Source organism: Rhodomicrobium vannielii ATCC 17100 (assembly GCF_000166055.1).
Lineage (GTDB): Bacteria > Pseudomonadota > Alphaproteobacteria > Rhizobiales > Rhodomicrobiaceae > Rhodomicrobium > Rhodomicrobium vannielii.
In genome coordinates, this window is sequence record NC_014664.1 from 1,817,348 (window position 1) to 1,840,633 (window position 23,286).

Sequence of the window (23,286 nt, forward strand, 5' to 3'; positions counted from 1 at the left end):
CCATCTCGGAATGTTAGCACATCAGACAAGGAGAGAACGATGGCTGACGAAGGTTCGAGCAAAGGTCGTGGCGCCCCGCCCCCGCGCTACGGAGACCCGTTTCAATCGTTCCGAACGGAAATGGACAGGCTTTTCGAAAACTTTCTCTCGGGAGTTCCGCAACTCGCCGGTTTTCGGCAGGGCGTTCCGGCAGGCCACGGCCTGACGCCGTCTCTCGACGTGAAAGAGACCGACAAGGAACTCGTGGTGAAAGCGGAACTGCCCGGCATCGATGAGAAGGATCTGCAACTGACGGTGCACAACGGGCAGCTTCGCATCAGCGGAGAGAAGAAAAGCGAGAAGTCGGAGGAGCATGAAAACTATTACGTGAAGGAGCGCAACTTCGGCTCGTTCACGCGCACGATCCCGCTACCCGACACCATCGATGAGGACAAGGTCGAGGCGACCTTCGACAACGGTGTGCTTACGGTTACTCTGGCGAAGAAGGACGATCACATAAAGCCGCAGAAGAAGATCGAAATCAAAAGCGGTCAAATCTCCACTTAGTCCGCGCGTGACCAACAAAGGCGGCGCGATAAATCACCGCGCCGCCTTTTCACGGTTTGGTGCCTTCGTTCACGTTTCGTTAACAACTTATCCACATGGCAGACTTGACACTCCAGGACAAAAGGGGAACATTTGGGGATCGTAACGCGTATATCAAAAGGTTTGGACGCTTCGATGCTGATCCCGATTTCCCGGCAGATATGGGAAGCCAAGTATCGTTACACGCCCGCCCATGGCGAACCTGAGCAATCAGTGGAGGAAACTTTCGCCCGCGTGGCAAGGGCGGCCGCATTGGCAGAACAAGAAGCCAGCCAGAAAGATTGGGAGAAGCGCTTTCTGGATGCGATGGCGGATTTCGCCTTCATACCGGCGGGACGCATCCTCGCGGGAGCTGGCACGGGCCGCGACGTCACCTTGTTCAATTGCTTCGTCATGGGCGAGATCGGCGACGATATGGGCTCGATCTTCGCGCATGTCCGGGAGGCTGCGCTGACGCTCCAGCAGGGCGGCGGTATCGGCCACGATTTCTCCACGCTGCGGCCAAAGGGCGCGCCCGTGAAGGGGGTGGGCGCGGATGCGTCCGGCCCGGTCAGCTTCATGGACGTGTGGGATGCGATGTGCCGAACGATCATGTCCGCCGGATCGCGCCGCGGCGCCATGATGGGCACGCTCCGCTGCGATCATCCCGACATCGAAGCCTTCATCGAGGCGAAGGCGGACCCTGCGCGGCTCCGAAACTTCAATCTTTCGGTGCTCGTGACAGACGCTTTCATGGAGGCGGTGAAGGCGGATGCGCGCTGGCCGCTCACGTTCGAAGGCACCGTTTTCCGCGAGGTTAGCGCACGCGGCCTGTGGCTGAAGATCATGCGCAGCGCTTACGACTATGCGGAGCCGGGCGTCATCTTCATCGACCGCGTCAACGCCGCCAACAATCTTGCGTGGTGCGAGACGATCTCGGCAACAAACCCTTGCGGCGAGCAGCCCTTGCCGCCTTACGGCGCCTGTCTTCTCGGGTCAATCAACCTCGCCGCGCTGATCGAAAAGCCCTTTGAACCCGAGGCCCGGCTTGACGAGGCGCGCCTTGAAAGGCTTGTGCCCGTCGCCGTGCGGCTTCTCGACAACATCATCGACGTGTCGCGCTACCCGCTGCCATCGCAGGAACGCGAAGCGAAGGCGAAGCGGCGCATCGGCCTTGGCGTCACGGGGCTTGCAGACGCGCTGATCTTTTGTGGCGCGCATTATGGCGAGGAAAGCGGGCGCGCACTCGCGGCGTCGTGGATGGCGCGCATTTCGGAGCTCGCTTACGAGGCCAGCGCGGCACTCGCGAAAGAAAAGGGCGCTTTTCCCCTGTTCGACGCCGAGGCTTTCCTCGCGCGCCCGTTCCCCGCCTCGCTTCCGCCACCGCTGCAAAAGGCCATCCGGCAACATGGCATCCGAAACGGCGTTCTGACCTCGATCGCTCCCACGGGCACGATTTCGCTTCTGGCGGGCAATGTCTCCAGCGGCGTCGAACCCGTTTTCGATTTCGAGTTCAGCAGGCGGGTGCTCCAGCCGGATGGTTCCGCGCGACACGAAACGGTTGAAGATTACGCCGTACGGATCTTCCGCGAAAGGCAAGGCAGCGAGCCGCTGCCGCCCGCGTTCGTCGCGGCGCGCGAACTGACGCCCGCTCAACACCTTGAAATGCAGGCTGCGCTCCAGCGGCATGTCGACGCTTCAATATCCAAAACGGTCAATTGTCCGGCGTCCATCCCGTTCGAGGACTTTGAAATGTTGTATGCCGACGCATATCGCCTGGGTTTGAAGGGCTGCACCGCGTATCGCCCCAACGCAGTGACGGGGGAAGTTCTCACGCCCGCTTCCACCGAAGAGCCGCCCGCCCAGCCCGCGCTTCCACTCGCTGCCGCCGTGGCGCGCGAGGGACACTCCATAGAACCGATACCTCGCTTGCGCGAACCGGTGCTTTCGGGCTTCACCTACAAGCTGAAATGGCCGGGCTCGGACCACGCCATCTATGTAACCATCAACGACAGCATCGAGAACGGCGAGCGCCGGCCCTTCGAAATATTCATCAATTCCAAGAATCTGGAGCACTACGCGTGGACAGTCGCGCTCACGCGCATGATAAGCGCCATTTTTCGGCGCGGCGGTGACGTGAGCTTCGTGGTGGAGGAACTCAAGGCTGTGTTCGATCCGCGCGGCGGCGCCTGGATGGAGGGGCGTTACGTGCCGAGCCTCCTCGCTGCAATAGGCGACATCGTCGAGCGGCATTTCATCCATATCGGCTTTCATGGCGGGGCTTCCGAACTTGCGCGTGCCGTACCGTCGCCGCCGGGAGACGATAGCGTGCAGGAGGGCGGGATATACCTGACGAATTTCTGCCCGAGATGCGGGGCGCCGGGGATGATTTCGCAGGAAGGATGCCGTGCCTGCCGCGTCTGCGGGTTCTCCACATGCAATTGAACGACGCTTCAGCTCTTCGGGTGTTCGACCTTTGCGCAACTTGCCCTAGGATGGGCAATCAAACATAAATGACGCTGAAAAAGCGGATTGTGGAGGACGACATGACGGGCAAAATTTATCCAGTCTCCGAGGCCTGGAGCAGCTCGGCCTACATCGATGAAAACAAGTATCGCGCGCTCTACGAGCAGAGCGTCAGCGATCCCGAAGGTTTCTGGGGTGAACAGGCCGCCCGCATCGACTGGATCAAACCGTTTACAAAGGTCAAGAACACTTCATACGATCCTCATAACGTCTCGATCAAGTGGTACGAAGACGGCTCGCTGAATGTTGCCGCGAACTGCATCGACCGCCATCTCGAAACTCGTGGCGACCAGATTGCCATCATTTGGGAAGGCGACGAGCCGAATCTGGATCTCAAGGTCACGTATCGAGAACTACATGACCGCGTCAGCCGCTTCGCGAACGTGCTCAAGAAGCACGGCGTCAAGAAGGGCGATCGCGTCACGATCTACCTTCCGATGATCCCCGAGGCCGCCTATGCGATGCTCGCTTGCGCGCGCATCGGAGCAATCCATTCAGTCGTTTTCGGCGGGTTCTCGCCGGACAGCCTCGCGAGCCGCATTGTCGACTGCGACTCGAGCGTCGTCATCACGGCCGACGAGGGCGTGCGCGGTGGCCGCAAGGTTCCGCTCAAGGCGAACGCCGACAAAGCGCTTGAAAAGTGCCCAAGCGTGGAACGCGTGCTCGTGGTGAAACGCACCAATGGCACGGTCGGCTGGACACCCGGCCGGGATTACTGGCTTGCGGAAGAAATGGAGTCCGTCTCTGCAGATTGCCCGCCGGAGGAGATCAACGCGGAAGACCCGCTGTTCATTCTCTATACGTCGGGCTCGACGGGCCAGCCGAAGGGCGTGCTTCACACATCCGGCGGATATCTGGTTTATGCTTCTCTGACGCACCAATACATCTTCGATTACAAGGATGGCGATATCTATTGGTGCACGGCAGACGTCGGCTGGGTCACCGGCCACAGCTACATCCTCTACGGCCCGCTCGCCAACGGCGCGACGACGGTCATGTTCGAGGGCGTGCCAAACTATCCCACGGCATCGCGCTTCTGGGATGTCATCGACAAGCATCAGGTGAACACGTTCTACACAGCGCCAACCGCGATTCGCGCGCTGATGGGCGCCGGGGACGAACTCGTCAAGAAAACGAGCCGCAAGTCATTGAAACTGCTTGGTAGCGTCGGTGAGCCGATCAATCCCGAAGCTTGGGAATGGTATTACCACGTCGTCGGCGAGGAACGTTGCCCCATCGTCGACACCTGGTGGCAGACTGAAACCGGCGGCATTCTCATCAGCGCTCTGCCCGGTGCTATCGCCCTTAAGCCCGGCTCGGCCACGCTGCCGTTCTTCGGCATAAAGCCCGCACTCGTGACGCCTGATGGGCAGCCGATCGAGGGCGCTGGAGAGGGCAACCTCGTCATCACCGATTCATGGCCCGGCCAGATGCGCTCCGTCTACAAGGATCACACGCGTTTCGTCCAAACCTACTTCTCGGCCTACCCGGGCACCTATTTCACGGGCGATGGCTGCCGCCGCGATGAGGACGGCTACTACTGGATCACCGGCCGCGTCGACGACGTGATCAACGTGGCGGGGCACCGCATGGGGACGGCCGAGGTCGAGTCGGCGCTCGTGGCTCACCCGAAGGTGGCGGAAGCGGCCTGCGTCGGCTATCCGCACAGCCTGAAAGGTCAGGGTATCTATGTCTACGTCACCCTGATGGAAGGCATCGAGCCGACCGAGGCGCTCCGCACCGAATTGCGCAATTGGGTGCGGCAGGAAATCGGGCCGATCGCGACGCCGGACCTCATCCAGTTCGCGCCCGGCCTGCCGAAAACGCGCTCCGGCAAGATCATGCGTCGCATCCTGCGCAAGATCGCGGAGGACGACTTTTCGAACCTCGGCGATACGTCCACGCTGGCGGAACCGGGCGTGGTGTCGGATCTGATCGAGAATCGCATGAACAAGGCAGTCGCCTGATTTGAATCGGCGGGGGCGCGCTTCGGCCACCCCCGCCTTTTGTGATCGTTAAACCTTACGTGGGGCTGTTACTTTGGTGCAACGGCCTTCGGTGAGAAGCGCTGGCAGTGTCGCGGAAGCATGCATTTTCTCTCGAATCCGGTTAGTAGGCAGGCCGTGGATGACATTGGAAAGAGCCATGCCTGAGCGGAACATCGACAATGCCGAGGTCAGAGTGAACTTGGGCTTTCGGCCCACGCTCCTGACCCCGGTCATGGAAAGAAACGCACTCGAAAGCAGCGACGTTGAGGACTTTCTCTCGGTCCGCCTCTCCGCGACCGATGAGCCCGGCAAAGCCGAGGCTGAGCTTTGGCTCAGTTAGGGTTTTGATCCGACCGCCCCGTAGACAAGCCTGAAGCGCTCGTCGCTGCTTCGGCTTGCGCCGAAATCGCCCGCGCCCCTATCAGACGGTGCGATCAAGCTGCTTATGACGCCGACGCCTTGCGAAACGCCCTCGAACAGCGCCGCGCGTGGGGCGATACGCCGTACAGAAGAAGCGCCCGGCCTCTCGGCCTAGCTTTACCGCCGCCGTAACGGCGTTAGCGCTTTTTCAAAAAACTTAAACACTTCCGTGCCGTCGCAACTCGATACGACAAGCGGCGACGACAATTTTCTTGCATCTGTCAAGCTCGCGTCAGTCCATATCGACCTAGAGCAATGGCCGATATTGGACTATATCCGGCAGCTTCGAAGAAATTCTCGCACTCCCAAGCGAAAGAGATTGGCAATTCGTCCGATCGCAGCCCATACGCCTTGGAAGACCATCCGATTCAAAACGAACGGCTTCCGCACAGTGGAGCAACATTTCAAATTCGCTCCACCTGGCTCCGGCGCACGGCTGCACCGTCGAACCGCACCACACTCTCGGTGCGCGCCACTGCTGCCACTCCGTCTTTCAAAAGCTTGAAATTGACCGAGTCGAGCAGCGCCTCGAACGACGCGTCGACAATATTCGGCGACACCCCCACTGTGAACCAGCGCTCGCCGGTAGACTTTTCGCGGCACTCAATGAGCACACGTGTGACCGCGTCAGTGCCGCCCGTCAGGATACGCACGCGAAAATCCACAAGTTCGAGATCCTGAATGCTCGGCTGATACGCGCCGAGATCCTTCCTCAGCGCCTGATCGAGCGCATGCACCGGGCCGTTGCCCTCGCCCGCGTTCATAAGAACGTCGTCGCCGATGCGCACCTTGACCACGGCTTCGGACACGGTGACGAGCTCACCTTTCGCATTGTGGCGGCGCTCCACCATGACGCGGAACTGGTCCACGTCGAAGTAATCGGGCACCTCGCCAAGCGCGCGCCGCGCGAGAAGTTCGAAGGAGGCGTCGGCCGCCTCGTAGGCATACCCTTGCGCCTCGCGGATTTTCACATCGTCGAGGAGCGCGGCGAGGCGCGGATCGTCCTTCGCCACTTCCATGCCGATGCGGGCGAGTTCAGCGAGGATGTTCGACCGCCCCGCCTGATTGGAAACGAGCAACTTGCGCGCATTTCCAACGCTTTCCGGCGGCACGTGCTCGTAGGACTTCGGCTCCTTGTTCACCGCCGAGGCATGGATGCCGCCCTTATGCGCGAAGGCCGATTCGCCAACATAGGGCGCGTGGCGGTTCGGCTGGCGGTTCATGAGTTCGTCGAACTGGCGCGAGACGGAGGTGAGCGTCTTCAACGCGGCGGGCGTTACGCGCGTCTCGAACACGCCCGCGAAATCGTCCTTCAGCAGCAGCGTCGGGATGATCGAGGTGAGGTTCGCATTGCCGCAGCGCTCGCCGAGGCCGTTCAGCGTACCCTGGATCTGACACGCGCCCGAAAGCACGGAGGCGAGCGAATTCGCCACGCCCTGCTCGGTGTCGTTATGCGCGTGGATGCCGATATGGTCGCCGGGGAGCACGCTCGTCACCGCCGCCACAATCTTCGCGACCTCGTGCGGAAGCGTGCCGCCGTTCGTGTCGCATAGCACCACCCAGCGCGCGCCGGCCTCATACGCCGCCTTCGCACAGGCGAGCGCATAATCCGGGTTCGCCTTGTAGCCGTCGAAGAAGTGCTCGCAATCGATGATGCTTTCGCGCCCGCGCTCGACCACCGCCGCGACCGACGCGCGGATGGCGTCGAGGTTTTCATCGAGCGTGATGCCGAGTTGCAGGTCAACATGGAAATCCCACGACTTCGCAACGAGACAAACCGCGTCCGCCTTCGCCGAAAGAAGTTGCTGGAAGCCGGGATCGTTCGAGGTGGAGCGGCCCGCGCGCTTCGTCATGCCAAAGGCGACGAGCTTCGCGGAAAGCTTCGGCGGCGCCTCGAAAAACGCCGTGTCCACCGGGTTCGCGCCGGGATAGCCGCCCTCGATATAATCGATGCCGAGCACGTCGAGGCGCTTCGCGATGAGATGCTTGTCTTCGAGCGAGAAATCGACGCCGAGGGTTTGCGCACCATCGCGCAGCGTGGTGTCGAACAGATACAGCCGCTTTTTCATAACTTGCCCAATCAAACAGGAATGCGCCCCTCGCCAGCCGGGAGCGCCGAAAATCGCGCACGCTTTGCAAGCTTCGCCCCGTTTCCGGTCGGCGGGCAGGTCTAGCGCGCGATTTCCCAGGTCGTTTCGATTTCGCCCGTCGCGGGGTTCTTCGCGTCCATCAACGCAACGCCCATCGCGGCGAGTTCGTCGCGGATGCGATCTGCCTCCGCCCAGTTCTTCGATTTGCGGGCCGCCAGCCGCGCGGTAATTCGCGCCTCGATTCCGGTTTCATCCACAGCCATGAGGCGCGGGTCTTCCGCCGGTTCGCCGAGGCCGAGCAGATCGAGCGCGAACTTTCGGCCGGAAGGCCCCATCTTATGGATTTCCGCGATAGCCATCGGGGTGTTAAGGTCATCCGCGAGATCGCGTCGAAAAAACTCAAGCTCCGCGAAATCTTTGCTATCCAGATCGTCTTCGGAAGCCTCGTGCGAGAGATTCGTGCGCCAGCGACGCAACATTTGGTCGCTCTCGGCCAGCCCTTTCGCCGTCCAATCCATCGGCTGACGGTAATGCGTGCGCAGCATGTTGAGGCGGATCACGTCGCCCGGCCAGTCCTTCAGCAGGTCGCGGATCGTGATGAAATTGCCGAGCGACTTCGACATTTTCTGGCCTTCGACCTGAAGATGTCCGTTGTGCACCCAGTAATTCGCCATGACTTCGGTGTCGTGCGCGCAGGTCGATTGCGCCAGCTCGTTCTCGTGATGCGGAAAGAGCAGATCGATGCCGCCGCCGTGGATGTCGAACACGGTGCCGAGGTGCTTTTCGGCCATGGCGGAGCATTCGAGATGCCAGCCGGGGCGACCAAAGCCCCACGGGCTTTCCCATCCCGGTTCCGCGCCTTCGCTCGGCTTCCACAGCACGAAGTCCATCGGATCGCGCTTGTAGGGCGCAACCTCGACGCGCGCGCCCGCCCGCATGTCGTCGACGGAGCGGCGGGACAATCCGCCATAATCGTCGTCGGACGGCACGTTGAACAGCACGTGACCTTCCGCCGCATAGGCGTGGCCTCGCTCCACCAGCCGCTCGACCAGCGCAATCATCTCCGCGATATGCTCGGTCGCGCGCGGCTCGATGGTCGGCGGCAGCGCGCCGATGGCGGCAGCGTCGGCGTGAAATTGCGCGGCGGTGCGCTCCGTCAGCTCGCGAATCGAAACGCCCTCGGCGGCCGCGCGCGCGTTGATCTTGTCATCGACGTCGGTGATGTTGCGGGCATAGATGACATGCTCCGCACCGTAGATGTGCCGCAGCAGCCGGAACAGCACGTCGAACACGATGACGGGGCGCGCATTGCCGATATGCGCGAAATCGTAGACGGTCGGTCCGCACACATACATCCGCACGGCCTTTGGGTCTATGGGCCGGAAGAGTTCCTTGCGTCGCGTCCGCGTATTGTAAAGCTTAAGCTTCATAAGCCCTGGCCCTTGCTGGCGGGGCTTGTCTTTGAAACAAAAATCCTGTGCCGCGCCAGCGTTTTTCTAGCTCGCGTTAATAATGCACCGGCTGCAGGTGGAAACATTTTGTCTCATGATCCGAACATTGCCGCAAATTTGTACGAGGTCAAGCCGGACAGTGCGGGACTCACCGATTTTGCAGTGAAATTTCGCGTGAATCTCAAGGGCTGGTTTGCGAACGGCAGCAACTGGGGCTAATACTTCGAGGCAGGGGCCGCCCGGCCCCGATCGGCGGCAGGTGATATGACGACTTTCTTTCGCGGTGTAAGCTTGTTTTGCTGGGCGGCGGTGACGCTCGCGTTCGGTGCCACGGAGAGCGCGGCGCAGTGGGGCAGTTCCGGCCGTTACGATGCGCCACCTTACGGGCAGCAGCAGCCCGTTTACGGCCAGAACCCGGCACCCTACGGACAGAGCCAGCAGCAGCCGCCTTACGGCCAGCCCTATGGCGCGCCGCCCTCCGCTTCCACCTATGGCAATCAAAACCCGCGGTGCCGCGACCTCGAAGCGCAGCTTGCAGGCGGCGGGGCAAACACCGGGCAAGATCAATTGCCGAGGATCGACGCCGACATGCGCAACGCCGACATGGCGTTTCGCCGCGCGCAGTCCGACGCCGACCGCTCCGACTGCTATGAAGACATGTTCCTGTTCGGCAAGACGCTACGTCGCACGCCGCGCTGCCTCGACCTCGACCGGCAGGTGCAGGAAGCGAAGGCCAACCTCACTCAGTTGAAGTCGCGGCGGGATGCCATCGTGCGCGGCAGCGCCCCCCGCGCTCGCCATGACGACATCGTGGCCGACCTCGCGCGCAACCGCTGCGGCGATCAATACGCCCGCGAATATGATGCGCAGCGCAGGCGCGACAATTCCATCTTCTCGTTCTTCAGCAACGAGGAGGATTCCGAACCCGCCGCGCCGCGCTCGACCTGGACCACGACACCGACCTATGGCGGCGCGTCAACCTACCGAACGCTGTGCGTGCGCGAATGCGACGGCTTCTATTATCCGATCTCGACCGCCACGAGCGAAAGCCAGTTTCCAGCCGATGCGGAGCGCTGCCAGTCGCAATGCGCGTCCCCGGCCGAGCTTTATTATCACCGCTCCGACCAGGACGTGGACCAGATGGTTTCGCTGTCCGGTCGCCTCTATGTGACGCAACCCTTCGCGTTCCGGAACCGCAAGGTTTTCGTGAAGGGCTGCTCGTGCAAGGCGACCGAGTATTCGCGCGAGGAAATCGCCAAGTTTGAGGAAACGCAGCGGACATCGAAGCGCGCGGATGCGAGCGGCAGCAAGGCCGGCAAGTCGGCGGTGGCTCCTGCCCCGGCGGCGCCTACGACGGCACCCAGCGCAGGCGGCGATCCGAACTTCGCTCAGCGCATCTCGCAGGCCGTGCAGAATGCGCCCGCGACGCCGCCCGCCAAATTGCCCTCCACGCCGCAAGCCGTCCCGTCGACCTCGTCAAGCGTAGCAACGGATGGCGATATTACCGTGACCCCGATCCCGAGGGGGCGTTGACGCCTTTTGGATGGCAGCAAGGATGCCTATGTCCGGCTGAATTTTGGCCGTCGCACTACAGGAAGGCCCGCTTCGGCTCGCGCTCGCTGCTAAGCTCGCGGCGTGCATTCTGCCCTCCCCTCGCCCTGCGGTAAGATCACTGTTCCCGCAGCACGGAAATTCGCCAGCGATCCATTGGGAGAAGGGCTTCACATGCGATCTCGGCCCGTGCGTGGGTCGGAAGCAGGTGCTTCCTCCCGGCGGCGTCCGTACCGGGCCCTGAGCCTCGGCGTCAGCCACCACGAGATCGGCGCGGCAAGGATGAAGCTCGCCGCAACAATGGTCCAGATGCCAGTGCTCGCCTGATCGTGCGGGCCGATCGAATCGCCGTTCAGAAAGAGCAGCATCCCCGCGCCGAACAGCACGGCATTCACCATCATGTAAACCAGCGCCATCACCGCAAGGCGGGTCTTCGTTTCCCCTGTCATTCGCGATCCTTTCCGAAAAATACCTCACCGCTTCGCTATCGGACGGATGCGATGCGGTCATCGTCGGATTTGAGGATTATTCGATAAAGGGTGAACCGGGCCGAATCCGATTGGTTCCTCCGCGATGTGGGAGACACCCGCGGCGCGCCGTCGCGTTACCGCAGCAGTTCCGCGATGGCCGCCTCGATGCCGTCGAGCGTCAGAGGATACATGCGGCCTTCCACGATCTGCCGCATCATTTGCAGCGACGGCGTTTCGCTCCAGTAGCGCTCGGGCGTTGGGTTGAGCCAGACCGCGTGCTTGAACGTGTCGAGCATGCGCTGCATCCACACTTGCCCGGCTTCCTCGTTCCAGTGCTCCACGGACCCGCCCGCGAGCGCGATCTCATACGGCGACATCGCCGCGTCGCCGACGAAGATCACCTTGTAATCCGACGGATAGGTGTGGATCACGTCCCACGTGGGCACGCGCTCGGCGTGGCGGCGCGCGTTGTTCTTCCAAACGCCTTCATAGATGCAATTGTGGAAGTAGAAATAATCCATGTGCTTGAATTCGGAGCGCGCGGCGGAGAAAAGCTCCTCCGTCTCCTTGATGTGGTAGTCCATCGAGCCGCCGACATCGAAGAACAGCAGCACCTTCACCGTGTTGCGCCGTTCGGGGCGAAATGCGATGTCGAGATAACCCTTGTGCGCCGTGCCCTTGATCGTGCCGTCGAGGTCGAGTTCTTCGGCCGCGCCCGCCCGCGCGAAGCGGCGGAGCTTGCGAAGCGCGAGCTTGATGGTGCGCGTGCCGAGTTCTACTTCGCCGTCGAGATCCTTGAAGTCGCGCTTGTCCCAAACCTTCACCGCGCGGAAATTGCGGTTGCCGTCCTGGCCAATGCGCACGCCTTCGGGGTTATAGCCATACGCACCAAACGGCGATGTTCCGCCCGTGCCGATCCACTTGCTGCCGCCTTCGTGGCGCTCCTTCTGCTCGTCGAGGCGCTTTCTCAGCTCCTCCATGATCTTGTCCCAGCCGCCGAGCGCTTCGACCTGCGCCTTTTCCTCGTCGGTGAGGAAGCGTTCGGTGAGCTTGCGCAGCCAGTCCTCGGGGATCTCCGCCTCGATGCCTTCGCCGACGCTTTCGAGGCCCTTGAAGACCTGCCCGAACACGCGGTCGAACTTGTCGAGATGGCGCTCGTCCTTCACGAGCGAGGCGCGGGAGAGATAATAGAAGTGTTCGATCTTCTTGCCCGCGACGCCCGCATCCACGGCCGAAAGCAGCGTGAGATATTCCTTCACGCTCACCGGTAGCCCGGCGTTTTTCAACTCGTAGAAGAAGTTCAGGAACATCGTGTTCGCCTCGGGCCGTGCGGGTCTCGCGCTCGGATTATCGCGGACCATCCTATCATTGCCACCGCCGTGGGGAAATGGATGGCGCGCCGCCTGCCTTGTCAGCCGAAAAGATGGTGGCCCTTTTTCTTTGCGGGCTTCCCTTCCGGTTGAGGCTTCGCGGCCCGCCCGCCGCTTGCATCGGCGGCCCCGTCCTGCTCCGCGCCGACACTTTCGAGGCGGTCCAGCAGCGAGCCGCCGCGCTTCCCGCGAGGCGGTTCTGCGTCGGCCGCCCTTCGCTTCGACGGCGATTTCTGAGCGCGCCCGCGATTGCCGCCCGCATAGGCGGAAGCTGGCATCAGCAGAGCGCGAAGTGGCTCCGGCGCTGCCTCGGGCGCGGCGGCGGCTTCGGTCCGCGTCGGCGCAGGCTCACCCGCCGACGGACGCACGGCAAGTTGCTTGTTCTTCTGCGGTGTGACCTTCGCCTGAATATATTGCAGCCCGCGAATGAGAAGCGCGATGCCGATCACCACGCGCTGGCGCAGCCAGTCCGACGCGCCGCCAGAGGTCTCGCGGAACTGCTCGGCGCGGCGCTCCAGTTCGAGCCGCGCGAGGAACTGCCGCCCCTTCTCGCTGACATGCGGCGCGCGGGCGAGAAGTTCCGCGTAGCGCGCGCGAAGCTCCTGCGCTTCAAGCACGAATTCGTAATGCCGCTTCAGCCCCTCGCCGCCCTTCCGCGCAAGGCCCCCCGCACGTTCGAAGGCGTTCGCGAATTGCCCCGGGAGGTCGGTGCGCGCGCGGCGCAACTCCTCGGCCGCAGCCGCAAAGCCCTTCTCGCCGACTGAGCGGGCGAACCGCCGCGCCGTGGCCGCCGCATCGACCGCGATGCTCCGCCCTTCGCGCCAGACCGTGCCAACCGCGCGGAACAGCGACAGCGGAACCGCCGCGATTTCGGCCGGGCGTGGCATGCGGCCTTGCTCGCGTTCCGCCGCGATGATGCCGGCGATATGGCCCGCGAAGGCTTCGGCCTCCTGCCGCGCGAGCGACAGACGCAGCGCCACGGGGTCAGTGTCGGCAATTTTCGGGTTCCAGTCGGCTTCGGGATCGCGGAAAAGCAGCGCATGCGCCTCGTCGCGGAAGGTTTCGAGCGCGTGCTCGTCGGCGAGTTCCGGCCCAAGCAGCCGAATATCCTCGATCAGGAAAATTTCGGACGCCGCCCAGAAATCGCGCCTGATTTGCAGCACCTCGGCAAGCGGCGCGAAATCCGCCACGTCGAACGCGGTCTGGAGTTTCTTCTTCGCGGCGTTGACGCGCTCGAAATAGGCGCTGTTCGCCTCGATGCCGTTCAGAAGGCGGCGCACATCCTCGCGCACATCTTCCTCGGTTTCGAAAGACGCAATGCGGCGGGATGCGGGCGAACGCCTGCGAAGCGCGGCAAGGATTTCCGCGCCCTCGTCCACCAGCGCGCGCGCGTCATCGACGAGCGCCTTGCGACGCGAGCCGTCGTGACTGCGGAAGAGGCGATAGAGAAGCCACAGCGCGAAGCTCACGCCGAGCCAGAGCGCCAGAACGGCCCCGAGCGACGAAAAAGCCTTCATGCGTGTCCCTCTGTTTCCGCTTTTTCCCGCGTTGCCTAGCTTCGGCCTGCGAGGCTCACACGTTCAGCGCGCGCCCCGTTCGCACAGCGGATGAAAAAGCGCCCTCGCGAGCGCGCCGCCTGCCGCCTAATGAACCGCGCGGCCCTTGCGCCCTTGCGCCGGTGTCTCGTCGGGCGCGCCGAAATGCGAGAAATAGCGCTGGTCGATCGCTTCCATCGGCAGCACGATCAGCACGTCCGTCGTACCGAATTGCTTGTCTACCACCGCGCCGTCGCCGATGTAGCAGCCGAGGCGGAGATAACCCTTGATGAGCGGCGGCATGCCCTTCAACGCTTCCTTCGCGTTGATCTCTTCCTTCGGGATCATGTTCATGTCGACCTTGATGTCGGGATGCGCCGAGACGAGCCAATCCTCCGGTGCGCGCGAGAAATGATGCAGGAAGCTGAGCGCAAGCGCATGCTCCTTCGGGTCGGTGCCGGGAAAGCTCGCGCAGCCGATCATGACATTGGCGCGCTGCTCGCGGATGTAATTCCACAGGCCCTGCCATAGCAGCTCAACAGTGCGCTTGTTGCGGTAGGGCTTGAGCACGCAGGAGCGGCCCAGTTCCATGAATTTGTGCGTCGCGCGCTTCCTCTCGACGAGGGGCGCGATGTCGTATTCGCCCTGCGTGTAGAACCCCAGGTTCTTTTCGGCGACGTCCTGAAGGAGCACGCGATAGGTGCCGACCACCTTCGACCGCTTCGGCCAGGGCCGCTTCGCCGTGCGCTCGACCGCCTTGTCGATAACGAGCAGATGGTCGCAGATCGGGTCGTACTGATCCTCGTCGCGCTTCTTGATGCGCGTCCGCGCGTCGGCGATGGCGGCCATCTCCTTGTAGAAAACTTCGAAACGGAGGCGCTGCGCCTTCTTGATATCGGCGACCGAGCGCGCAAGGCGCACTTCGAGGTTGCCGATCTTGCCGTAAATCCGCTTCGGCTTCCTGAGCGGGAAGATCGGGAAACGCCGCCGACGCTTTGCCGCGAGCCGGAGGAATGACAGGGGCTTCGACCTGAACGAAGGCAGTCCGCCAGACCGGCCGTTGGAGGGTATGCGCATGAAACCTCTTTGTGTCAGTCACGGCATGATCTGCCGTTCCCATCCCGTGGAGGCGGATTTGAAGCTCGCCACATGGCGGAACGAACCCCGCCTGGAAACTCGACAATCCGAAACCACATCAGAAACGTAGGCTTTGCTGGTGCTGTCCGAAATCCGTAGCCTTTCAAAAGCCCGCCGCGACGTCTGACGAACTCCGTATTCGGGACACTAGCTTCTGGCTCGAAATTCTGCCATCGCTAAAAAGGAATATTAAGGCATTGCCATGTCGCCGCAAGATGCACTGTGAAGCATCTGCTGGAGCGGCGTGTGAGTTTTCCCGCACCCGCGGTCCGGTTCCGGGATCGCCACCCATCGGAGGATTAATGAAGCGCATAGAAAACGCTCTTGAATCGGGAATTTTTGCGAGCCGCTGGCTGCTCGCGCCGTTCTATCTCGGCCTCGTCGTTTCGCTGGGGCTGCTGCTCGTGACGTTCGTGCGCGAGTTCGTCAAGTTCGCGCCCGAGGTGCTGGCCGGCGCCGAAACCGGCAAGGTGATCGTCACCGTGCTGTCGCTCGTCGACATCGTGATGGTGGCCAATCTCGTGCTCATCATCGTGTTCGCAGGCTACGAGATTTTCGTCTCGAAGATGCACATCACCGACCATGAGGACCGCCCGGACTGGATGGGTCACATCACGTTCTCCGATCTCAAGATCAAGCTGATGGGCACGATCGTCGCCATCTCCGGCATCGAGCTTCTGAAGACCTTCGTGAACATCAAGAACGTCAATCAGGAAGAGATCATCTGGCGGCTCGTGCTGCATCTCACCTTCGTCGTTTCGGGCGTTCTGTTCGCGATCATGGACCGCCTTTCGGAAGGCCATCACAAGCTGGAAGAGTTGGAAGCGGAGAAGTATCGGCCCCATAAGGACACGCCTGTGTCCTAGCGCGCCGTGATTGATCGTTGGTAGAGCTTGTCCGGAGCCTGAAGATGTGCGATATGACCGCTATGGAAATCACAATGGCCATGTCTGTCGCGCATTTTTCGGGCTCCCGGGCTTCTGCCCCGTCCCGTGTAAGCGCACGCATGCGCCCCGCGACGAGCGGCCTCCTTCTCCTTATCTGCCCCTGAGCGCTGACGGTCCGGCGAACGGGCGAGCGCTTGGGGGTTAAAACCTGGGCGCTCCATTAGAGGTCTTGCCCGGTTTGTGATATGCTCCACACATCCAGGTAAGGACTCCTTTAGATGACCGTTTCCAATTCCCCCGCTTCCGCGGACGCTTTCGCCGCCCGCTCCGAAAAAGACCGCATCCTGATCTTCGACACCACACTGCGCGACGGCGAGCAGTGTCCCGGCGCGACCATGAACTTCGAGGAGAAGATGCAGGTCGCCGAAATCCTCGACGAGATGGGTGTCGACATCATCGAGGCTGGCTTCCCCGCCGCGTCGGTGGGCGACTTCGAATCCGTGGCCGAAATCGCAAAGCGCTCGAATAACGCCGTGATCGCCGGGCTGGCGCGCGCCAACCCCAAGGACATCGACCGCGCGGGCGAAGCTGTGCGCCATGCGAAGCGCGGCCGCATCCACACGTTCATCGGCACATCGCCGCTGCACCGGCAATATCAGCTGCAAATGAGCGCCGAGCAGGTTTACGAGGCCGTGGTGATGTCTGTCACTCGCGCGCGCAACCTGATCGACGATGTCGAATGGTCGGCGATGGACGCAACTCGCACCGAGCCGGATTATCTGTGCCGCGTGGTGGAAGCCGCCATCAAGTCGGGCGCGACCACCATCAACATCCCCGACACGGTCGGTTACACGGTGCCGGACGAGTTCGTGGACATCATCACGATGTTGAAGGAACGTGTTCCGGGCGCAGACGATGTCATCTTCTCCACGCATTGCCATAACGATCTCGGCCTGGCCGTCGCGAACAGTCTGGCGGGCGTGAAGGCGGGCGCGCGGCAGATCGAATGCACGATCAACGGTCTCGGCGAGCGCGCAGGCAACGCCGCGCTGGAAGAAGTCGTGATGGCGATCAAGACGCGCAACGACGTGATGCCCTACTGGACCAACATCGACAGCACGATGATCGCGCGCGCCTCGCGCCTCGTCTCGGCCGTCACCGCGTTCCCGGTGCAGTACAACAAGGCCATCGTCGGCAAGAATGCGTTCGCACATGAGTCCGGCATCCATCAGGACGGGGTGCTGAAGAACGCGTCCACATACGAAATCATGACGCCGGAAAGCGTCGGCGTGCGCGCCAGTTCGCTCGTCATGGGCAAGCATTCGGGCCGCCATGCCTTCCGCGAAAAGCTGCGCGATCTGGGCTACGAGTTGGGCGACAACGCCTTCGAGGACGCGTTCGTGCGCTTCAAGGCGTTGGCTGACCGCAAGAAGCACGTCTACGACGAGGACATCGAAGCGCTGGTCGATCAGGAAATCGCGCAGGCGAACGACCGCGTGAAGGTGCTGGCGCTGACGGTCATCGCCGGAACCAGCGGCCCGCAGAAGGCGACGATCACGCTGGAAGTCAACGGCAAGCAGGAAACGGCGGAAGCGACGGGCGACGGTCCGGTGGACGCGACGTTCAACGCGATCAAGGCCATCGTTCCGCATGAGGCACGGCTGCCGCTGTATCAGGTGCATGCCGTAACCGAAGGCACCGACGCCCAGGCCGAAGTGAGCGTGCGGCTGGAAGAGAACGGCAAGACCGTCACCGGGCGCGGCGCGGATACGGATACGATGGTTGCATCGGCGCGCGCCTATGTGTCGGCGCTGAACAAGCTCGCCATCAAGCGCGACCGCGTGCATGCGCAGTCGGGCGGCACGGCGGCTTAACGGCCACCTTCGAGCCGCGCAAGAAATTGAGCCGGGACAGGGCACAAAGCCGCGTCCCGGCTGTTCGTCCTCCGGCTGACAATCTGCGAAGGAGGACTTCGACCGATGCTCGCGAGACGGCTAACCGCGACCTTTGTCGCCGCCTTGTGCATAACTGCGCTCGCCATCCAGCTTCATCTCGCGATCGACCGCGCGCACCCCGGCGGTCACAGCGTCGGCGGCGCGATCCTCAACTACTTCAGCTATTTCACGATCCTGACCAATCTAGCCATTGCGGCTTTGCTCGGCGCAACCGCCGCAAACGCGTCCGACGCGCGCATATGGAACCGGCCGTCTGCGAATACGGCGCTCGCCGTTTACATCATCGTGGTTGCCACGGTTTATGCGGCGCTCCTGCGGCACCTGTACGCGCCGTCGGGCATCGAATTTCTGGCCGAGCGAACGCTTCATCTCGTCGTACCGGCCGTTTTCGTCGGATACTGGCTCATTCTCATTCCCAAAGGCACACTCCGCCTCAAGGACCAGTTGGGTTGGCTCGTCCCGCCAGCCATTTTCTTCGTCTGGACGCTCGTTCACGGAGCTTTGACGGGCTTCTATCCCTACCCATTCCTGAACGTAGCGGAGCGCGGCTACACCAGCGTGTTATGGAGCGGGTTATTGTTTTCCGCGTTTTTTCTGACTCTGGGAACTGTCCTCATCATAGTCGACTGGCTTCTGGGCTCGCTTCAGAACCGCTGGTCGGGTGAGGTGCCGACCGCGTGACGATCCAAACGCACACCGAATTGTAACTCCAGCGGCCTTATGAACCTTATAGAGAACCCTTTAGTGAAGGCGTCCCATGGTTGTATGCGTCGCAAATCCGTCGCTCGATCATGACGCTGAAACGAAGAAAAGGCTTACCATGATGCGTCGAGCTACGGCTGGGGGGGCCGATCCCGTGAACAACCCGCTTCGTACGTCCTTCGCCCGCTGGCGTGATCTTGCTCTTGTCTCTTGCTTCGCCGCTGCCTCATTCGCGCCGTTTGACGCGGCCGACGCGCGGACGAGATACCGCTCCTACGACCGTCCGAAGCAAAAGGTGGAAGCGCCCGCGCCTGCACCGCTGAACCGCCCGTTGTTCTTCGTCGTGAATATCGGCAAGCAGCGCGTCACCGCCTATTCAAACGACGGCATCTATGCGCAGGCGCCGATCTCGTCGGGCGCGCGCGGCCATGCTACGCCGACCGGCATCTTCAACATCATCCAGAAGAACAAATATCACCGCTCCAACATCTACAGCGGCGCGCCGATGCCGTTCATGCAGCGGCTGACGTGGTCGGGCGTGGCGATGCATCAGGGCGCGCTGCCAGGCTACCCCGCGAGCCACGGCTGTATCCGCTTGCCGGGTGATTTCGCGAGCCGTATGTTCAACGCCACCGAGGGCACCGAGCGCGTGATCGTGGCGAGGGGCGATGTGGTGCCGATGCCGTTCTCGCACGCTAAGCTGCCGGAACCCGCGATGTTGCAGGCCCCTGGGAGCGAACAGACTGCGTCGATTTCCGGGCGCATGCTGGCGAACGCGGTGACCATCGCGGAAGGCGCTTCCGCCGCCGACGCGCAGAAAATCGACGTCAAGGCCGAGGCTCCCGACAGCGCCAACGCGGGTGGCAAGCTGCTCAATCCGCGCGAATATGCGCTCACCATGACGAAGATTGCCGCGAAGACCGCCGATGAGGCCGAACGCGCGGCCAGTCCCGCCCGCCGCAACGTCGAAGCGCGCGTGCAGGAACAGCGCATCGCCGCGACCGACCTTCGCAAGGCGCAGATAGCACTGTCCGTCGCCAGCAATCGCCTCGACGCGGCTGACAAGCGCCTGGCCCGCGTCGGCGACAACGAGACGAAACGCACCGAGGCCGAAGCGGCCAAAACCGAAGCCGAAACGAAGGTGAAGGAAGCGCAGACGCAGGTCGAGACCGCCGAGCGCGCCAAGGCCGAGAAGGACGAGGCGGCTGCTGTCGCGCAGAAGGCCTTCCGTCAGCTCGACGTGACCCGGTCGCAGGCCGCGAACAGCACATTGTTCTGGAAGCGCAGGCTCGCGCCGGTTTCCATCTTCATCAGCCGGAAGACCCAGCGGCTTTACGTTCGCCAGAACTACATCAAGGTGTTCGATGTGCCGGTTACCATCCGCGACCCCGGCAAGCCGCTCGGCACGCATCTCTACATGGCCATGCAACCCGCGAAGGGAGGGAGCGTCGAAGGCGCGCCGAAGCTTCGCTGGCTCTCCATGACGCTCACGGAGCCCAGCGAAGACCTTGCCGAGCCGCGCACGCGTCGCCGCAAGGGCGAGGAAGAAAAGCCGCGTTTTGCGCCGAATGTATCCGCATCGTCCGCGCTCGACCGCATCGAAATCCCGGAAGAAGTCGAAGACAAGATTTCGGAAATGCTCTGGTCCGGTGGTTCTATCATCGTTTCGGATTCGGGGATCAGCAACGAAACCGGCGAATACACCGATTTCGTCATCCTCACGCGCTGACCCGTCCCGCGATAAACCGCATGCATTGAAAGCCGCGTGCGTCCCACGCGGCTTTTTCGCGGAGAAATCAGAAACAGCGTTCCCGTGCGAATTTCAGGATCGCCTTCCGTTTCTTGCGCCGTCGCTTGCCAATCGGAAAAAGCATGTAGCCTATGATCTGCGCCGAAGAGCGGATACTTCTGAGACCGGGATGCATTTTCCGCTCTGGCTGTGAGGATGCCCCAGAGTTTTCGCGGCGCTCACGGATTTCTCGAAGCAGTTTTTCATAAAGCGGTGTCTTTGCTGCATAGCGCCAGTAATATTCCGCCATATGAACCGTCGGATCATTCCACGGCTTATTGCCGCCTATGTAATGGACCACATGAGGTGCGGCACCCGCATCAAGATAACGCGCATACAGATCCGGTTCCGAGAGATGATATAACCGCTCGCAGTCGATTACCATGTTCCATGAATAATCTATCAATTTCACTTTGTTTTCGAAAACAATATTTAAAATATCTTGATCGACGTAAGCAAATAATTTCGTCCCGATCAATGCTATAAGCCTTTCAGAAATTTGAGATCCATTGATTTTGTTTATGTTGAACAATACTAATCCAGAATTAAAGTAATTACTTATGCCAATCAATCCCAAATAATCCTTGACATAAGTTTCATAGTATATTTTTTTCCCAACTATATCCAGCATCTTTTTATTCTGTGTTGCAATCATCGCGAAATCGCGGACGGCTGCGATATAGTATCCGTCGACATCGATATCGTAAAGATCAGCTAGATCCCGATTGGTGATCGTGTCCGCATCGATATACACAACTTTGTCAAAATCCCTCATCAAGTCCGGGATTTTGAGCCGATAGAAGTTCTCCTTCCTAAAATGGAAGTGAGTAATGAAGTTTATTCCGTCGAAGCATCGACTGACGTCGAAAAATCGCAGGGATATGTTTGGTTTATCGCAAACATTGCGTAACATATCGCGATCTTCGCTCGCCAAATCATCGGCGAAGACGATGAGATCATAAAGTCTGTTGGGCGACGCGTGCTCAGCAATCGACGCGATAAGCGCAGCACCTCCCGGCATATATCTGCGGTTGAAGCACATCACGACAGGAACTGCCGTGGCAGCGCCTGGAAAAGCCGGTTCGATGGTCGGCGACTGGGTGCCATCTTCGGCAATGACATGCGAACGCCCCTGTGTCTCCCGCACGTGGTCGGAAGGGGCTTCCGATAGGGTAAGCGACATATAAAGACCTTTTCCCAAAAATGATGTGTTTAGGTGCTTAATTCAAAATCCGACGAGGGGCAAATCCTGTCTGCGCGAACATGCCTATTACGCCTTTCGGAGCGGGCAGGCTCTCCCGTTCTTGACCCGCGGATTCAGCGCGGGCAAATAGAGGGAGCATTCGCGGAGGCTCCAATGGCAGTGACAAAGACCCCATCCAAATTTTTCAAGGCCCTCGCGGCGGGTGCTCCGGCTCCGTTCGTGGAAAAGCCCGTGCGCCTCGAACGAATGATCCACTTCGTCGCGCCGCATGTTGAGAAGATCCGCGCGAAGGTGCCGGACCTCATCAAGCAGGTCGACGTGGTGCTCGGCAATCTCGAAGACGCGATCCCCGCGACCGAGAAGGAAGCCGCGCGCAAGGGCTTCATCAAGCTCGCGCAGGAGAACGAGTTCGGCAACACCGGGCTTTGGACGCGCATCAACGCGCTGAACAGCCCGTGGGTGCTCGACGATATCGTCGAGATCATTGCAGCGGTCGGCGACAAGCTCGACGTCATCATGCTGCCGAAGGTGGAAGGCCCGTGGGACATCCACTATCTCGACCAGCTGCTCGCCCAGCTTGAGGCGAAGCATAACATCAAGAAGCCTATCATGATCCACGCGCTGCTTGAGACGGCGGAAGGCGTGGCGAATGTCGACCACATCGCGGGCGCGAGCCCTCGCATGCATGGCATGAGCCTGGGGCCGGCGGACCTTGCAGCGAGCCGCGCCATGAAGACGACGCGCGTCGGCGGCGGGCATCCGTCCTATGGCGTGCTGGCTGACGCGTCGGGCGACGCAGCCCGCGCCTTCTTCCAGCAGGATCTGTGGCATTACACCGTGGGCCGCATGGTAGACGCCTGCGCAACTTACGACCTCAAACCCTTCTACGGCCCGTTCGGCGACTTCTCCGACACGGCGGCGTGCGAAGCGCAATTCCGCAACGCCTTCCTTCAAGGCTGCGCCGGGGCATGGACCTTGCATCCTTCTCAAATCGAGATCGCGCGTCGTGTGTTCACGCCGGACCCAGCCGAGGCGGCCTTCGCCCGGCGCATCCTCGAAGCCATGCCGGACGGCACGGGCGCGGTGATGGTGGACGGCAAGATGCAGGACGACGCGACCTGGAAGCAGGCCAAGGTGATCGTCGACCTCGCGAACCTCGTCGACGCGAAAGACGGCACTTCCCAGTGACCGCGTGACATCTTGTAGCCCAGAAGCATTAGTGCGAAGTTTTTGAAGGATGCGGGAAGAACTCAATAACGCCATGGCGAAAGAACGGCGCGCGCGGTTTGCCATAGGGGAAGTCGTGAAGCATCGCTTTTTCCCATTTCGGGGAATTATCTTCGACGTCGACCCCGAGTTCGCGAACACAGATGAATGGTGGCTGGCCATCCCGGAGGATATTCGTCCGGAGAAGGATCAGCCGTTCTATCATCTGCTTGCCGAGAACGAAGAGACCGAATACGTCGCCTATGTCTCCGAGCAGAACCTTCTGCCTGACGACAGCGGCGAGCCGCTGCGCCATCCGCAACTCGACGAGCTTTTCGACGAGCTGGAGAATGGCGGCTACCGCTTCCGGGGGCCAAGCGCGAACTGACGTGGCGAGGCAAGGCGGCGCGCGTGGCCGCCTTGGCGCGGAAGGCGGATGCT

General features: G+C 61.5%; 19 protein-coding genes. 12 read left to right on the forward strand and 7 right to left on the reverse strand.

Annotation, left to right across the window (positions count from 1 at the left end):
- The first annotated feature begins 39 nt into the window (after window positions 1–39).
- The 4 genes from RVAN_RS08380 to RVAN_RS08395 all read left to right on the forward strand — a co-directional run bounded on the left by RVAN_RS08380 (window position 40) and on the right by RVAN_RS08395 (window position 5,418).
- Window positions 40–546 (forward strand): Hsp20/alpha crystallin family protein, encoded by a 507-nt coding sequence (locus tag RVAN_RS08380; RefSeq protein ID WP_013419311.1) that lies wholly within the window; start codon window positions 40–42, stop codon window positions 544–546.
- 174 nt (window positions 547–720) lie between these two features.
- Entirely contained in the window at window positions 721–3,009 is a 2,289-nt protein-coding gene (locus RVAN_RS08385; RefSeq protein WP_013419312.1) for an adenosylcobalamin-dependent ribonucleoside-diphosphate reductase, read from the forward strand.
- Window positions 3,010–3,110: 101 nt separating this feature from the next.
- The gene (acs, locus tag RVAN_RS08390; protein ID WP_013419313.1) at window positions 3,111–5,057 is read left to right on the forward strand and encodes an acetate--CoA ligase; all 1,947 of its coding nucleotides are present in this window, start codon (window positions 3,111–3,113) and stop codon (window positions 5,055–5,057) included.
- A 178-nt stretch (window positions 5,058–5,235) separates the two neighbouring features.
- A complete protein-coding gene (locus tag RVAN_RS08395) occupies window positions 5,236–5,418 on the forward strand; it encodes a hypothetical protein (protein ID WP_155942393.1) in 183 nt (60 codons plus the stop codon).
- 484 nt (window positions 5,419–5,902) lie between these two features.
- Here RVAN_RS08395 and cimA read toward each other — a convergent pair whose 3' ends face one another.
- On the reverse strand, window positions 5,903–7,567 hold the full coding sequence (cimA, locus tag RVAN_RS08400; protein ID WP_013419315.1) for a citramalate synthase: 1,665 nt from the start codon (window positions 7,565–7,567) through the stop codon (window positions 5,903–5,905).
- Between the two features lie 101 nt (window positions 7,568–7,668).
- Window positions 7,669–9,018 (reverse strand): cysteine--tRNA ligase, encoded by a 1,350-nt coding sequence (cysS, locus tag RVAN_RS08405; RefSeq protein ID WP_013419316.1) that lies wholly within the window; start codon window positions 9,016–9,018, stop codon window positions 7,669–7,671.
- Between the two features lie 12 nt (window positions 9,019–9,030).
- On the opposite strand from cysS, the gene RVAN_RS20105 reads away from it, so the two are divergent.
- Entirely contained in the window at window positions 9,031–9,258 is a 228-nt protein-coding gene (locus RVAN_RS20105; protein WP_155942394.1) for a hypothetical protein, read from the forward strand.
- A gap of 45 nt (window positions 9,259–9,303) precedes the next feature.
- Window positions 9,304–10,572: a DUF2865 domain-containing protein gene (locus RVAN_RS18890; RefSeq protein ID WP_013419317.1), complete on the forward strand. Its 1,269-nt coding sequence runs from the start codon at window positions 9,304–9,306 to the stop codon at window positions 10,570–10,572.
- A 188-nt stretch (window positions 10,573–10,760) separates the two neighbouring features.
- Here the strand turns inward: RVAN_RS18890 and RVAN_RS08415 are convergent, their stop codons facing one another.
- The 4 genes from RVAN_RS08415 to RVAN_RS08430 form a co-directional block, all read right to left on the reverse strand.
- Complete coding sequence (locus RVAN_RS08415; protein ID WP_013419318.1) at window positions 10,761–11,039, reverse strand: hypothetical protein; 279 nt, start codon at window positions 11,037–11,039, stop codon at window positions 10,761–10,763.
- A gap of 155 nt (window positions 11,040–11,194) precedes the next feature.
- Window positions 11,195–12,370 (reverse strand): vWA domain-containing protein, encoded by a 1,176-nt coding sequence (locus tag RVAN_RS08420; RefSeq protein WP_013419319.1) that lies wholly within the window; start codon window positions 12,368–12,370, stop codon window positions 11,195–11,197.
- 101 nt (window positions 12,371–12,471) lie between these two features.
- The gene (locus RVAN_RS08425) at window positions 12,472–13,947 is read right to left on the reverse strand and encodes a hypothetical protein (RefSeq protein WP_013419320.1); all 1,476 of its coding nucleotides are present in this window, start codon (window positions 13,945–13,947) and stop codon (window positions 12,472–12,474) included.
- A gap of 126 nt (window positions 13,948–14,073) precedes the next feature.
- Window positions 14,074–15,042, reverse strand: coding sequence for a GNAT family N-acetyltransferase (locus RVAN_RS08430; RefSeq protein ID WP_013419321.1), 969 nt, complete (start codon window positions 15,040–15,042; stop codon window positions 14,074–14,076).
- A gap of 362 nt (window positions 15,043–15,404) precedes the next feature.
- Between RVAN_RS08430 and RVAN_RS08435 the strand changes: the two genes are divergently transcribed.
- The 4 genes from RVAN_RS08435 (at window position 15,405) to RVAN_RS08450 (ending at window position 20,375) form a co-directional block, all read left to right on the forward strand.
- Window positions 15,405–15,968: a TIGR00645 family protein gene (locus RVAN_RS08435; protein WP_013419322.1), complete on the forward strand. Its 564-nt coding sequence runs from the start codon at window positions 15,405–15,407 to the stop codon at window positions 15,966–15,968.
- A gap of 299 nt (window positions 15,969–16,267) precedes the next feature.
- Entirely contained in the window at window positions 16,268–17,863 is a 1,596-nt protein-coding gene (locus RVAN_RS08440) for a 2-isopropylmalate synthase (RefSeq protein ID WP_013419323.1), read from the forward strand.
- Window positions 17,864–17,968: 105 nt separating this feature from the next.
- Window positions 17,969–18,625 (forward strand): Pr6Pr family membrane protein, encoded by a 657-nt coding sequence (locus RVAN_RS08445; protein ID WP_013419324.1) that lies wholly within the window; start codon window positions 17,969–17,971, stop codon window positions 18,623–18,625.
- A gap of 76 nt (window positions 18,626–18,701) precedes the next feature.
- Window positions 18,702–20,375 (forward strand): L,D-transpeptidase, encoded by a 1,674-nt coding sequence (locus RVAN_RS08450; protein ID WP_013419325.1) that lies wholly within the window; start codon window positions 18,702–18,704, stop codon window positions 20,373–20,375.
- 67 nt (window positions 20,376–20,442) lie between these two features.
- On the opposite strand, the gene RVAN_RS08455 is transcribed toward RVAN_RS08450, so the two are convergent.
- Window positions 20,443–21,618, reverse strand: coding sequence for a glycosyltransferase family 8 protein (locus tag RVAN_RS08455; protein ID WP_013419326.1), 1,176 nt, complete (start codon window positions 21,616–21,618; stop codon window positions 20,443–20,445).
- A gap of 174 nt (window positions 21,619–21,792) precedes the next feature.
- Here RVAN_RS08455 and RVAN_RS08460 point away from each other — a divergent pair, with 174 nt between their 5' ends.
- Both RVAN_RS08460 and hspQ read left to right on the forward strand, forming a co-directional pair.
- Window positions 21,793–22,827 carry an HpcH/HpaI aldolase/citrate lyase family protein gene (locus RVAN_RS08460; RefSeq protein ID WP_013419327.1) on the forward strand — a complete coding sequence of 345 codons (1,035 nt, stop codon included), beginning with the start codon at window positions 21,793–21,795 and terminating at the stop codon, window positions 22,825–22,827.
- Window positions 22,828–22,900: 73 nt separating this feature from the next.
- Window positions 22,901–23,233 carry a heat shock protein HspQ gene (hspQ, locus tag RVAN_RS08465; protein ID WP_037234462.1) on the forward strand — a complete coding sequence of 111 codons (333 nt, stop codon included), beginning with the start codon at window positions 22,901–22,903 and terminating at the stop codon, window positions 23,231–23,233.
- Window positions 23,234–23,286: the final 53 nt, after the last annotated feature.